This is a genomic window from Stenotrophomonas sp. AN71 (assembly GCF_050435725.1).
GTDB lineage: Bacteria > Pseudomonadota > Gammaproteobacteria > Xanthomonadales > Xanthomonadaceae > Stenotrophomonas.
Genome location: NZ_JBNDKU010000007.1, coordinates 78,356 through 91,855 on the forward strand (window position 1 = coordinate 78,356; position 13,500 = coordinate 91,855).

At 66.9% G+C, this 13,500-nt stretch carries 11 protein-coding genes and 1 tRNA gene; 9 read left to right on the forward strand and 3 right to left on the reverse strand.

The window, feature by feature from the left end:
* Positions 1-78: 78 nt before the first annotated feature.
* A complete protein-coding gene (gene trxA / locus ABH900_RS12585; protein WP_429623224.1) occupies positions 79-936 on the reverse strand; it encodes a thioredoxin in 858 nt (285 codons plus the stop codon).
* A 123-nt stretch (positions 937-1,059) separates the two neighbouring features.
* Between trxA and ABH900_RS12590 the strand changes: the two genes are divergently transcribed.
* The 9 genes from ABH900_RS12590 to ABH900_RS12630 all read left to right on the forward strand — a co-directional run bounded on the left by ABH900_RS12590 (position 1,060) and on the right by ABH900_RS12630 (position 9,020).
* Positions 1,060-1,662 carry a DUF998 domain-containing protein gene (locus tag ABH900_RS12590; RefSeq protein ID WP_429623225.1) on the forward strand — a complete coding sequence of 201 codons (603 nt, stop codon included), beginning with the start codon at positions 1,060-1,062 and terminating at the stop codon, positions 1,660-1,662.
* A gap of 105 nt (positions 1,663-1,767) precedes the next feature.
* On the forward strand, positions 1,768-4,410 hold the full coding sequence (gene leuS / locus ABH900_RS12595; protein ID WP_429623226.1) for a leucine--tRNA ligase: 2,643 nt from the start codon (positions 1,768-1,770) through the stop codon (positions 4,408-4,410).
* Positions 4,411-4,545: 135 nt separating this feature from the next.
* A complete protein-coding gene (lptE, locus tag ABH900_RS12600; RefSeq protein ID WP_429623228.1) occupies positions 4,546-5,121 on the forward strand; it encodes an LPS assembly lipoprotein LptE in 576 nt (191 codons plus the stop codon).
* Positions 5,122-5,133: 12 nt separating this feature from the next.
* Positions 5,134-6,171, forward strand: coding sequence for a DNA polymerase III subunit delta (gene holA / locus ABH900_RS12605; RefSeq protein WP_429623230.1), 1,038 nt, complete (start codon positions 5,134-5,136; stop codon positions 6,169-6,171).
* A 3-nt stretch (positions 6,172-6,174) separates the two neighbouring features.
* Entirely contained in the window at positions 6,175-6,840 is a 666-nt protein-coding gene (nadD, locus tag ABH900_RS12610; protein ID WP_429623231.1) for a nicotinate-nucleotide adenylyltransferase, read from the forward strand.
* A 58-nt stretch (positions 6,841-6,898) separates the two neighbouring features.
* Positions 6,899-7,309 (forward strand): ribosome silencing factor, encoded by a 411-nt coding sequence (rsfS, locus tag ABH900_RS12615; protein WP_005418109.1) that lies wholly within the window; start codon positions 6,899-6,901, stop codon positions 7,307-7,309.
* Positions 7,310-7,373: 64 nt separating this feature from the next.
* Positions 7,374-7,844, forward strand: coding sequence for a 23S rRNA (pseudouridine(1915)-N(3))-methyltransferase RlmH (gene rlmH, locus ABH900_RS12620; RefSeq protein ID WP_005418108.1), 471 nt, complete (start codon positions 7,374-7,376; stop codon positions 7,842-7,844).
* 22 nt (positions 7,845-7,866) lie between these two features.
* Positions 7,867-7,943, forward strand: a tRNA-Asn gene (locus ABH900_RS12625).
* 102 nt (positions 7,944-8,045) lie between these two features.
* Complete coding sequence (locus tag ABH900_RS12630) at positions 8,046-9,020, forward strand: alpha/beta hydrolase (RefSeq protein ID WP_429623234.1); 975 nt, start codon at positions 8,046-8,048, stop codon at positions 9,018-9,020.
* A gap of 84 nt (positions 9,021-9,104) precedes the next feature.
* Here the strand turns inward: ABH900_RS12630 and arcD are convergent, their stop codons facing one another.
* The gene (gene arcD, locus ABH900_RS12635; RefSeq protein ID WP_429623236.1) at positions 9,105-10,526 is read right to left on the reverse strand and encodes an arginine-ornithine antiporter; all 1,422 of its coding nucleotides are present in this window, start codon (positions 10,524-10,526) and stop codon (positions 9,105-9,107) included.
* A 143-nt stretch (positions 10,527-10,669) separates the two neighbouring features.
* On the reverse strand, positions 10,670-13,477 hold the full coding sequence (locus ABH900_RS12640) for a TonB-dependent receptor (protein ID WP_429623237.1): 2,808 nt from the start codon (positions 13,475-13,477) through the stop codon (positions 10,670-10,672).
* Between the last annotated feature and the right edge of the window lie 23 nt (positions 13,478-13,500).

Consider the following 13,500-nt stretch of genomic DNA (forward strand, 5'->3'; position numbering starts at 1 on the left):
GTGGCGGCCGTACGGCCGCCATCGAGCGCATTATTGCCCGCGTTCAGTGCAGGGATTCTGAACGAAGCGGGCTCCCGTTCAGAACAGCAGGGAGGCCATCCTGCGTCGGTACTGGCCGACCAGGTCCTCGTCGGAGATCACATTGAAGGCGTCGATCAACGCCTTGCGCGGCAGACCGTCCTCGAAACTGCGATCGATCCGCAGCATTTCCAGGAACTGGGCCAGCGCCGCTTCGTCGTGCCCGCCGAGCAGCAGTTGCACGCCGCGCAGATGGCGGGCCTTGAGGTCCTTGCCATCGGCGGCGATCCGCGCTTCCAGCACCTCGGCCGCCGGAGCGTCCTTCAGCGCGGCGGCGAACGCCAGGCGGGCGCGGGCACGCACAGCACGGTCGTCGGTGGCCAGGTTGGCTGGCAGGCCGTCGATCAGCGTGCCGGCCTCGTCGACGCCACCGATCTGCAGCAGGGCCAGTGCCAGGTCGAGCCTCAGTTCGTCCTTGTCCGGCTCGGCGGCGATCTGCGCGCGCAGCACGTCCACCTGGGCCTGCGGGTCCAGCGGGGCCTCATCTTCGGCGACGGTATCGCCGATATCGGCTGGCACGACACCGTGCTGGGCCAGGAATTCACGCAGCTGGCCTTCCGGGATGGCGCCGGGGAAGCCGTCCACCAGCTGTCCGCCCTTGACCAGGAACACGGTCGGGACCGAGCGGATCTGGAAGGCCGCCGCGATCTGCTGTTCCTTGTCGACGTCGACCTTGGCCAGCTCGAAGGCGCCGTTGTACTCGGCGGCCAGCTTTTCCAGCATCGGGCCCAGGGTCTTGCACGGCCCGCACCAGGTGGCCCAGAAATCGACCAGCACCGGCGTCTGCAGCGACTTCTGCAGGACCTCGGCCTCGAAGGTCGCAGTGGTGGCGTCGAATACGTAGGTCGTCTCGGTCATGGGGAGGCATCGTTTGGCATCTGGAGACCGATTCTATGGTGACGATCAATGTCAGTCTCAACCCGGGTTGCGGCAAATGCCTGACAATGCGCACTTCCCGTCGCCGCTGTTCCCGGAGCCCACATGCCGTCCCTGTCCACGTTGTTGCGCCTGTCCGGAGTGATCGCCGCACTGCTGTTCGTGCTGGCGGTGCTGGGCTTCGGTGCGGGGTTGGATGGCTACGCCCAGGCCCGTCACCCGGTGGCCCTGCTGGGTGCACACGGAGTACCCCATGCGCTGGCGTTCAACCTGCTGGGCTTTGTGCTGCCGGGCCTGCTGGCGGCGGTGGTGGCCGAGGGCCTGCGCCGGCGCCTGCCGGCCACGGCCGGCTGGGCCCCGCGGGTCGGCAGCCAGATGCTGTTGCTGGCCGGTCTGGCCTTCGCCGTGATGGGGCTGCTGCCGTTGGACGTGGACGACCTGCACGGGCCGGCCAGCCAGCTGCATGCCAGTGCCTGGATGATCTGGGTGCTGGGCTTCGTGGCCGGCACCCTGCTGCTGGGCATGTCCCAGCTGCGCCAGCCACACGGTCGCGCGCTGGGGGGGCTGGCCCTGGCCTGCGGCGTACTGGCTGCGCTGGCGGCGTTCGCCCTGCAGGGCGTACTGCCGGCGCCGATGGCGCAACGGCTGGCGTTCGCCTGCTGGGTGGTCTGGCTGGCGGCCGCGCTGCCGCTGTCGCGCCCGCGCTGAGACGCCTTCTACACGTAGGCGGCGGCCATGGCCGGCCGGCAGGATTGGAGCCATTTGCCGCACTGCGGTACGCTGTACCGCTTTGCCGCCGCAACCGCGTGTTACATGACCAGCGTCGAACCCAACGTTTACGATCCGCAGCAGGTTGAATCCGCCGCCCAGCAGTACTGGGATGCTACCCGTGCCTTCGAGGTCGATGAAGCCTCGGACAAGCCGAAGTACTACTGCCTGTCGATGCTTCCGTATCCGTCCGGTGCGCTGCACATGGGCCACGTGCGCAACTACACGATCGGCGACGTGATCAGCCGCTACAAGCGCATGACCGGCCACAACGTGCTGCAGCCGATGGGCTGGGACGCGTTCGGCCTGCCGGCGGAAAACGCCGCGATCAAGAACAAGACCGCGCCGGCGGCGTGGACCTACAAGAACATCGACCACATGCGCAGCCAGCTCAAGTCGCTGGGCTATGCCATCGACTGGTCGCGCGAGTTCGCCACCTGCCGTCCGGACTATTACGTCCACGAGCAGCGCATGTTCACCCGCCTGATGCGCAAGGGCCTGGCCTACCGTCGCAACGCGGTGGTCAACTGGGACCCGGTCGACCAGACCGTGCTGGCCAACGAGCAGGTCATCGATGGCCGTGGCTGGCGCTCGGGCGCCCTGGTGGAAAAGCGCGAGATCCCGCAATGGTTCCTGCGCATCACCGATTACGCCCAGGAACTGCTGGACGGCCTGGATGAGCTGGACGGCTGGCCGGAATCGGTCAAGACCATGCAGCGCAACTGGATCGGCCGTTCCGAAGGCCTGGAGATCCAGTTCGATGTGCGCGACGTCGATGGCGCCGCGCTGGATCCGCTGCGCGTGTTCACCACCCGCCCGGATACGGTGATGGGCGTGACCTTCGTCTCGATCGCCGCCGAGCACCCGCTGGCGCTGCACGCGGCGAAGCACAACCCGGACCTGGCGGCGCTGCTGTCGGACATGAAGCAGGGCGGTGTGTCCGAGGCCGAACTGGAAACCCAGGAAAAGCGCGGCATGGATACCGGCCTGCGCGCCGTGCATCCGGTCACGGGTGAACAGGTGCCGGTGTGGGTGGCCAACTTCGTGCTGATGGGCTACGGCACCGGCGCGGTGATGGCGGTTCCCGGCCACGACCAGCGCGACAACGAGGTGGCCAACAAGTACGGCCTGCCGATCGTGCAGGTCATCGCCCTGAAGGACCCGCGCAACGACGACGAGCGCAGCTGGGACGGCACCCGCTGGCAGGACTGGTACAGCGACAAGAGCCGGCAGACCGAACTGGTCAATTCGGCCGAGTTCGATGGCCTGGACTTCCAGGGCGCTTTCGAAGCGCTGGCCGAACGTTTCGAGCGCAAGGCGCAGGGCCAGCGCCGCATCAATTACCGCCTGCGCGACTGGGGCGTGAGCCGCCAGCGCTACTGGGGCTGCCCGATTCCGGTGATCTACTGCGCCAAATGCGGCGCGGTGCCGGTGCCGGAAGAGCAGCTGCCGGTGGTGCTGCCGGAGGACGTGGCGTTCTCCGGTACCGGCTCGCCGATCAAGACCGATCCGGAATGGCGCAAGACCACCTGCCCGGAGTGCGGTGGTGCGGCCGAGCGCGAGACCGACACCTTCGACACCTTCATGGAGTCGAGCTGGTACTACGCCCGCTACACCTCGCCGGGCGCCCGTGATGCCGTCGACAAGCGCGGCAACTACTGGCTGCCGGTGGACCAGTACATCGGCGGCATCGAGCACGCGATCCTGCACCTGATGTATTTCCGTTTCTTCCACAAGCTGCTGCGCGACGCGCGGATGGTGGACAGCAACGAACCGGCACGCAATCTGCTGTGCCAGGGCATGGTGATCGCCGAAACCTACTACCGCCCGAACCCGGACGGCTCCAAGGACTGGATCAACCCGGCCGATGTGGAAGTGCAGCGCGACGAGCGCGGCCGCATCACCGGTGCGACCCTGATCGCCGACGGCCAGCCGGTGGTGGTCGGTGGCACCGAGAAGATGTCCAAGTCGAAGAACAACGGCGTGGATCCGCAGGCGATGGTTGGCAAGTACGGTGCCGACACCGTGCGCCTGTTCTCGATGTTCGCCGCACCGCCGGAGCAGTCGCTGGAGTGGAATGAAGCCGGCGTGGACGGCATGGCCCGTTTCCTGCGCCGCCTGTGGGCCCAGGTGCAGAAGCACGCGGCCGACGGTACCACCCCGGCGCTGGATGCAGCCGCTCTGGATGCCAACCAGAAGGCGCTGCGCCGCAAGACCCACGAAACCATCGGCAAGGTCGGTGACGACTATGGCCGCCGCCACAGCTTCAACACCGCGATTGCCGCGGTGATGGAACTGATGAACGCGCTGGCCAAGTTCGAGGACGACAGCGGGCAGGGCCGCGCGGTGCGCCAGGAAGCACTGCAGGCCATCGTGCTGCTGCTGAACCCGATCACCCCGCACGCCAGCCATGCCCTGTGGCAGGTGCTGGGCCATGGCGAGACGTTGCTGGAAGACCAGCCGTTCCCGCAGGCCGATGCCGCTGCGCTGGTGCGCGATGCGCTGACGCTGGCGGTGCAGGTCAATGGCAAGCTGCGAGGCACCATCGAGGTCGCTGCCGATGCCGCGCGCGAACAGGTCGAGGCGCTGGCGCTGGCCGAGCCGAACGCGGCGCGGTTCATGGAAGGCCTGACGGTGCGCAAGATCATCATCGTCCCGGGCAAGATCGTGAACATCGTCGCCGCCTGATGTAACCCGCACCGGCCACCCATGGGGTGGCCGGTGCGTTTCTGGTACCGGCCACCTGCTTGATGGCCCTGCATTCACGCGGCTTCGGGCACGCTGTGTGTTGCCGTGATCGCCCGGCTCCGCCAGACTGTCTCCATGACCCGAATCCTGCTTGTCCTCGTTCTTGTCCTCGGCCTCGCTGGCTGCGGCTTCCATCTGCGCAACAAGCTGATGCTGCCGACCGACACCGCACCGGTGAAGGTGGTATCCACCGCCCCGTACAGCGAACTGGTCAAGCTGCTCAACCGCAGTCTGTTGGCCTCCGGCGCCAGGCTGGCCGATGAGGACAGCAAGGAGCCCAGTGCCCAGCTGCAGGTGCTGTCCGAGCGCTGGGGCGACCTGCCGATCGCCATCGACTCGCAGGGGCGTGCACAGGAATACAGCCTGCGCTACGCGGTGATCTTCATCTTCCGCCGTGAGGATGGCAGCGAGCTGGTGCCGCAGCAGGTGATCGAACTGTCGCGCGACTACGTGTCGCCGCCGACCGACGCCACCGGTACCACGACCGAACGCGAAATCCTGGCCACGGAACTGCGCCGGGAAATGTCCGCCTCGATCATCCGCCGCATCGACAGCGTTGTCCGCGCCGAGATCGAGAAGGGCGGCAGCCTGTCGGCGCCGAAGGCCAAGCCGGTCGACGCTGTGGTGCCGGCCGCGGCCGTCAAGCACTGAGCCAGCGCGACGATGGAACTGCGTCCGGAGCAACTGGCCAGCCAGGGCGCTGACACGCCGTTGGCGCCGGTGTACCTGATCGCCGGCCCGGAAACCCTGCGCGTGCTGGAGGCGGCCGACGCCATCCGTGCGCGTGCGCGCGCCGCGGGTATCGGCGAACGCGAAGTGTTCGATGCCGACGGGCGCGATTTCGACTGGAACCAGCTGGACGCCAGCTTCAATGCGCCCAGCCTGTTCAGCGCCCGCCGCCTGGTCGAGGTGCGCCTGCCCAGCGGCAAGCCGGGCAAGGACGGCGCCGAGGTGATCAGCCAGTTCTGCGCCAACCCGGCGCCGGATGTGGTGTTGATGATCACCGCCAATGAATGGAGCAAGGCCCATCAGGGCAAGTGGGCCGAAGCGGTCAACCGCTTGGGTGTGCTGTCGGTAGCCTGGGCGATCAAGCCGCATGAACTGCCGGACTGGATCGAGCGCCGCCTGCGTGGCAAGGGCCTGCGCGCCGACCCGGCCGCCGTGCAGCGCCTGGCTGAACGGGTGGAAGGCAACCTGCTGGCTGCTGCCCAGGAAATCGACAAGCTGGCGCTGCTGGCCGATGGCCAGCCGCTGGATGTGGAACGGATGGAGTCGCTGGTGGCCGATGCCGCCCGCTACGACGTGTTCCGGCTGGTGGAGGCGACGTTCTCCGGGCAGCCACCGGCGGTGCTGCGCATGCTGGCCGGCCTGCGCGGCGAGGGCGAGGCCGTGGCCGCGCTGATGCCGATCGTGATCCGCGAACTGCTGGCCGGTGCCGGGCTGGCCCGGGTGCAGGCCCGTGGCGGCAATCTGGCCGCGGAAATGAAATCACGCGGCATCTGGGAATCGCGGCAGGCGCCGTACAAGCGCGCGCTGCAGCGGCACCCGGAAGGCAAGCGCTGGGAACGCTTCGTGGCCGAAGCCGGCCTGGTCGACCGTATCGCGAAAGGGCGCGCCGACGGCGACGCCTGGCTGGCGCTGGAGCGCCTGCTGGTGGCCGTGGCGGAGCCGCGCGCAATGCGCCTGCTGGCGCGGGCCTGAGCGATGAGCCTGCGGATCTACTACGGGGGCACCTTCGATCCGGTGCACCTGGGCCATCTGGCGATCGCGCGTGCCGCCCGGGACGAACTGCAGGTCGCCGTGCGCATGCTGCCGGCGGGCGATCCGCCGCACCGCACCGTGCCGGGGGCCACCGCAGAACAACGCTGCACGATGTTGTCGCTGGCCATCGGCGACGAGCCCGGCCTGTTGCTGGATCGGCGTGAGCTGGACCGCGCCGTGCGTTTCCCCGGCCGGCCGTCCTATACCGTCGACACCCTGCGTGAGCTGCGTGGCGAGCTGGGTCCGAGCCGTCCGCTGGCATGGCTGGTCGGTGCCGACAGCCTGCTTGGCCTGTCAAGCTGGCACGAATGGGAGGCGTTGTTCGGGCTGGCCCATTTCGTGGTGGCAGAACGACCGGGCAGCCCGCTGCAGGCCTCGATCGACAGTGAGCTGGGCCGCGCGCTGCAGGGGCGCTGGGCCGATAGTGAACAAGCCCTTTTCACCTCGCCGGCCGGGCGCATCCTGCGCCTGCACCACCCGCTGCGCGAGGAATCGGCCAGTGCCGTGCGTTCGCAGATCGCCGCCGCCGGTCCCTGGCGCGCGATGCTGCCGCCGGCCGTGGCCGACTACGTTGCCGCCCACGGCCTGTACCGGCCGGCAACGCCGTGAATGCCGCCGCCGCGGCTTGCCCGTATAATCGCCCCCACGTTTATCGAGTCGATCCACTTTGAGCAACCAGACCCAGCCCCAGACCATCAAGGTCGATCTGCCCAGCCCGCCGCCGTCCGTGCCGGAACTGCTGGCCAGTGTCCGCCAAGCCACCGAAGACCTGAAGGCCAAGGACCTGGTCGAGATCGATGTGCGCGGCCGGTCCAGCGTTGCCGACTACATGATCGTCGTCTCGGGCACCTCGACCCGCCACGTCAAGTCGATCGCCGATGAAGTCGTGCGCTTCGCCAAGAACATCGACGTGATGCCGCTGGGCGTGGAAGGCGAGCGCGAAGCCGAATGGGTGCTGGTCGACCTGGGTGACGTGATCGTTCATGTGATGCTGCCGCGCGTGCGTGAGTTCTATGCCCTCGAGCGCCTGTGGACCGTCGGCGACCAGCCGCCGTCCAGCGACGACGAAGTGGCCTGAACCGCACGCTGATGCATCCCTTCGACGGCGCCGATGGCGCCGTCGACGTTTTGGAGGTTCGTTGATGAAAGCCCGCCTGATCGCCACCGGTGAACGTGCCCCCAGCTGGGTCGCGCAGGGCTTTGCCGAGTACCAGAAGCGGCTGTCGCACTGGCTGCCGTTCGAACTGGTGGAAATCGAGCCCGGGTTGCGCGGCAAGGGCCGCGATCCACGCCGTGCCACCGAAGACGAAGGCAAGCGGGTGATCGCTGCGTTGCCGAAGAATGCCTATGTCGTGGCGCTGGACGTGCCGGGTCGGCAGCTCAGTTCCGAACAGCTCGCGCAACGCCTGGAGCATTGGCGCGGGCAGGGCAGGGACCTTGCGTTCCTGATCGGGGGCCCGGAAGGGCACTCGCCGGAAGTGTCGGCGTTGGCCGATGAGAAGTGGTCGATCGGTCCGTTGACGCTGCCGCACATGCTGGTGCGTCTGGTGGTGGCCGAGCAGCTGTACCGGGCTGCCGCAATGATTGCCAATCACCCCTACCATCGCGCGTGAAGAGTGGTTATACTGATCGTCTGCCCGAATAGCTCAGCCGGTTAGAGCACTTGACTGTTAATCAGGGGGTCGTTGGTTCGAGTCCAACTTCGGGCGCCACTTTGAAGAGACCTGCATCGCAAGATGCAGGTCTTTTTTTTGCGTCGCTGTCACGGAACCGGGCATGGGCCCGGCTCTACAATCCGCTCTCATCGGATTCGGATGTTGATCATGCGCGCGCTCCCGTTCATGGGGTGTCTGCTGTTTGCGATACTGCCGTTCGCTGCTGCTGCGGCGGCGCCGTCCACCTGGCATCCTCCGCAGGGCACCACCGAAATTCCGCTGTGGCCGCAGGGCCGAGTGATGGCACCGCCGAAGCTGAAAGGCCCCGAGCAGGTCAGTGAAGCGACCTCCCAGGCCAGCGGTGAACGCTGGGCAATGCTGCAGAACGTGGCCGTGCCCACGCTCACCGTGTTTCCCGCGCAGCGCGCGTCGAATGGAAGCGCGGTAATGGTGATCCCCGGCGGCGGCTACAACGTGCTGGCGATGGACCTGGAAGGCAGCGAGATCTGCGACTGGTTGACGGCGCAGGGCGTCACTTGCGCGCTGCTGAAGTATCGCGTGCCCGCGTCCGGCCCGAACTGGGACCGCGACTGCAACTGCCGTGACATTCCGTCGGTGCCGATGGCGCTGCAGGATGCACAGCGGGCGATGGGCCTGCTGCGCGCGCAATCGCAGCGCTGGAACATCGACCCCAAGCGGCTGGGTGTGATCGGCTTCTCCGCAGGCGGCCATGTGGTGGCTGGATTGAGCACACACGCACGGAGCAGCTACAGCGCAGTCGATGCGGCCGATTTACAGCCCAGCCGACCTGATTTCGCGATGGTGATGTATTCCGGGCATCTGTGGGCCGGTCACGGCAAGGGGCTTTCGCTGGTCAAGGACATCACCGTGGATGAGCAGGTGCCGCCGACCTTCATCGTGCAGGCCACCGACGATCGCACCGATGATGTGCGCGAATCGCTTGCCTACTACCTGGCATTGATTGATGCAGGCGTACCTGTGGAGATGCATCTGTTCGCACCCGGTGGCCATGCCTTCGGGCTGCGCGTTAAAGATGCCCCGGTGGCCGTGTGGCCACGTCTGGCCGAACGATGGATGCAGGATATCGGCATGCTGCCGAAGCAGGGACCGTAGCGTCGAGCCTGCTCGACTGCTGCGAAGAGCCAGCCGAGCATGGCTCGGCTCTACAAGGGAAGGCAGCCGAGCGTGGGCTCGGCTCTACAGTGTCAGGTCGCCCTTCGAGAACGCGACCAGCGTGGCGATCGCCACCAGCACGATCGCGCCGAACAGCACCCCCTCCCAGCGCGTGAACACCGGTTCGCCGCGTTGGTGCCGGGTCAGGGCGAACAGCACCACGCCGGGAACGTACAGCAGGACGGACAGCAACAGATTGTCCAGGCCACCGGCGTACACCAGCCAGAGTGCATAGGCACTGGCCAGCAGTGCGACACCCAGGTCGCGCCAGCGCGCCCCGGGCTCTCCTGTGTAGGCGTGCCCACGCCAGGCCAGTTGCACGCCGAACGCCGTGGACAGGAAATAGGGCACCAGGCTCATCGAGGCGGCCAGCAGCACCAGCCCGGTATAGCTGCCGGAATTGACCAGCACCAGCAGCAGGAACAGCTGGATCAACCCATTGCTCAGCCAGAGTGCGTTGGCCGGCACGCCGCGTGCATTCTCACGGCCGAGGAAGGCCGGCATGGTGCCGTCGCCGGCGGCGGCGTACAGCACTTCGGCGCACAGCAGCACCCAGGCCAGCAGCGCACCGAGTACGGAAATGATCGAGCCGATGATGATCACTGTCGCGCCCCATTCGCCGACGATGGCGCGCAGCACATAGGCCATCGACGGATTGGGCAGCCCGGCCAGTTCCGCCTGCGACAGCACGCCCATCGACAGCAGGCTGACCAGTACCAGCAGCAGCCAGACGCCGACGAAACCGATCACCGTGGCGCGGCCGACATCGGCACGACGTGCGGCGCGCCGCGAGTAGATGCTTGCGCCTTCGATACCGATGAACACCCACACCGTCACCAGCATCATGCTGCGCAGTTGCTGGCCGAGATCACCGAGCGCGGGCGTGCCGAGGAAGTCGGCGCGGAACACGTCCATGCGGAACGCGCCGGCGGCCAGGATCAGGAACAGCGCGATCGGCAACAGCTTGGCCACGGTCACCAGGCCGTTGACGATGGCTGCGGTGCGCAGGCCGCGCAGTACCAGCAGGTGCACGGTCCACAGCAGCACCGAGGATGCGGCCACGGCCGCAGGCGTGTTGCCCTCACCGAAGACCGGCAGGAAGTGGCCCAGCCCGCTGAAGATCAGTACGAAGAAGCTGGCGTTGCCGAGCACCGAGGCGACCCAGTAGCCCCAGGCCGCAGAGAAGCCGATGTAGTTGCCGAAGCCCTCGCGCGCATAGGCGTAGATGCCGGTGTCCAGATCGGGCCGGCGATTGGCCAATGCCTGGAACACGAAGGCCAGCATCAACATGCCGGCGCCACTGACCGCCCAGCCGATCAGCGCAGCGGCGGGTCCCGCGCTGCGCGCGACGTTCTGCGGCAATGAAAAGATGCCGGCGCCCACCATCGAGCCGACCACCAGTGCGGTCAACGCGGGCAGGCCCAGGCGTTGCGGAGTCGCGGCCATCGATGTCCCCAGCGGCGCCGATGCCGCGTGCACACGGTAGCGGTGTACTCGTGAACATGTCTGCAAGAGACGGCCCGCACTCCCACAAAAGACGAAGGCCCGGGCAGCTGCCCGGGCCTTCGAAGGTGACGCTGCAGACGGTCTTACTTGAAGGTGTACTTGAAGCCGACGGTGTAGTAACGGCCCAGCGCACCGGAGAAGTGCATCGGGTTGTAGTTGACCGCACCGTAGGTGGTCGGGTCGAGCGGGGCCATGCGATCGAACACGTTGGCCACCGAGGCGTTGAGTTCGAACGAGTCGTTGATGTTCCAGCGACCGGACAGGTCCATCGTGGTGAACGAGGAGATCTTCGTCACCGGCGTGCCGTCAGCGTAGAAGGCCAGGTAGCTGCCGCCACGGCTGTCCTTGTTGTCCATCTTGCTGATGTAGTTGACGATGCCGCTGACGCTCCACGGACCCTGCTTCCAGGTGGTGCCGAAGTTCGCCTTGTCCTTCGGCGTGCCGATGCAGTTGGTGACGTCGCAGTTGCCGTGGGTGCCCACGTAGTCAACCGTGTCGCCGCCTTCGGTGCGCTCGAACTTCAGGATGTGGCTCCACTGCAGGTCCATTTCCAGCTGGCCCGGGCCGATCTCGAAGGTCTGGCGGATGTCGGTGTCGATACCGCGCACCCGCGACGAACTGGCATTCACGTAGCCGGTGTTGACGGCCAGGATGGTGCCGCTGTTGGCCACGCCATTGAGGTTGTTGCTGTCACGCAGCACATTGCCGGCAAGGATGGCCGCCGCGGTGCTGCCCTGCACGATCTCGTTGGTGCGCTTGATCTGCCAGGCATCCACGGTCAACGACGTGGTCGAGGTCGGCTGCAGCACGATGCCGATCGAGTAGCTCTTGGACTCTTCCGGCTTCAGCAGCTTGTTCGGCTTGGTGATGATCGCCACCGAGTTGGCGCCGCACTCGCTGGCCGCGTTACCGCTGATCTGGCAACGTACCGGGTCGACGGCGGTGGAGAAGGCGGCCAGGCCACCGTCGCCGTTCTCGGCCGGGTTCGGCGCGCGGAAGCCTTCGGCGTAGCTGGCGCGCAGGGCGATCCAGTCGGCCGGGGTCCACTTCACGCCCAGCTTCGGCGTGGCCTTGCCTTCACCACTCTCGTACTTGTCGTAGCGCACGGCGCCGGACAGTTCCAGCTGTTCCAGCACCGGTGCCGACAGTTCGACGTAGCCGGCGTAGACGTTCTGGGTACCGTCGTAGGCCGAGTAGCCCAGGCCGATGATGTCGCCCTGGTCGGTGTAGGTCTGCGGGGTCAGGCTGTTGCTGGTCTTGCGCCATTCGGTACCGACCGCCAGGCCCAGCGGGCCGCCCTTCAGATCCATCAGGCTGCGCGACACGGTGAAGTCGAACATGTCCAGGCTGGACTTGGCGCGGGCACTGATCATCGGCGAGATGTAGTTGTACAGCGCCTGCGAGTTTTTGCCCGCGTCGTCACCGATGCGCCACACGCCACCGGCGCAGTTGCCGTCGCCCAGTGCACAGCGCACTGCGCTGTAACGCAGGAAGCCGGTGCGCTTGTTGGTCAGGTCGGTGCCCGAATGCAGGTAGGCGGTGTCGTAGCTCCAGTCGCCCCAGTTGCCCTTGACGCCGACCAGGAAGCGGTTGAACTCATTGGTGTTGTCGGTCACGCGCGGGCCGACATCCCAGGCCGAGTAGCGCACGCGGACCGGCACGGCACCTGGCTGGCCGAAGTTCGGATTGTCAGGGTGGTTGGCCCCCAGCACGGTGGCACCACTGCCGCTGTTGGCGTTGACCGGGCCGCCCGGGTAACCCCAGCCGCCCGACACGCCGGACGGGGTGTTGCTGAAGATCGTTTCCTTCTTCGAGTAGCCGATCTCGGTGTAGACCTCGCCGCCTTCACCGAAGGCGAAGCTGGCACGGCCGAACACGTTGACGTACTTCTCTTCCGGAATCAGGTCGCGGTACTGCTGCGCCGGATCGAACAGGCAGCCATCGGCGGCGATGCTGGCCGGGGTCTGGCCACCGATGGTGGTCAGGCCGGTACAGCCGGGCAGCGGCACCAGGTGGCCGGTGGCGTCGAGGTAGGAGCCGTTCGGGCCGGAGCCGCCGGAGGTGCCACCACGGGTGTAGGCACCGCCGAGGAACTGGGCGGTCTTGTCATAGCCCCACGGGCGGGTGTCACCGGTACCGATCCACTTGCGGTTCTTGCGGTCGCTGAGCTTGATCGCATCGGTCTTGCCGACGTCCAGGCTGAAGAACGCATTCCAGCCATCGGTGGCGAGGTCGCCGGTACCGGCGGTCAGGGTCGCCTTCCTGGCGTCGCCATCGCTGTCACCGGACAGGCCATAGGAACCACGCAGAATGACGCCCTGGAAGTCGCTGCGCAGGATGATGTTGACCACGCCGGCGATGGCGTCGGAGCCATAGATCGCCGAGGCGCCGTCCTTCAGCACTTCCACGCGCTCGACGGCATCGAGCGGGATGGTGCTGAGGTCGGTGAACACCTTCTGGCCGTCATCGGCCAGGCCATAGGTGGCCATGCGGCGGCCGTTCAACAGCACCAGCGTCGAGCCGGCACCGAGGCCACGCAGCGAGATGCCGGCACCACCGCCGGCAAAGCCATTGCCGAAGGTCTTGGGAATCGAGCCAGCGCCATCGGCGGTGATGGTCTGCAGGTATTCGGCCAGCGAGGTCTTGCCGGTGCGGTCGATTTCCTGGCGGGTCACCACCTGCACCGGGGACGGCGTTTCGGTGTTGGTGCGCGGAATGTTGGAACCGGTGACCGTGATGCGGTCGAGGTTGGTGGCCTTTTCCTGCGCGAACGCGGAGGAGGAAGCGACGGCGCCAACCAGCAGCAGGGCACCGCCGGTGAGGATGTGGGTGATGGACGATGCCAGGGTGGAGCGGCGGCGGCTGGCGGGCCGTTGGATCGGGTGTTTCACAGCTTCTCTCCTAACTGGAAAAC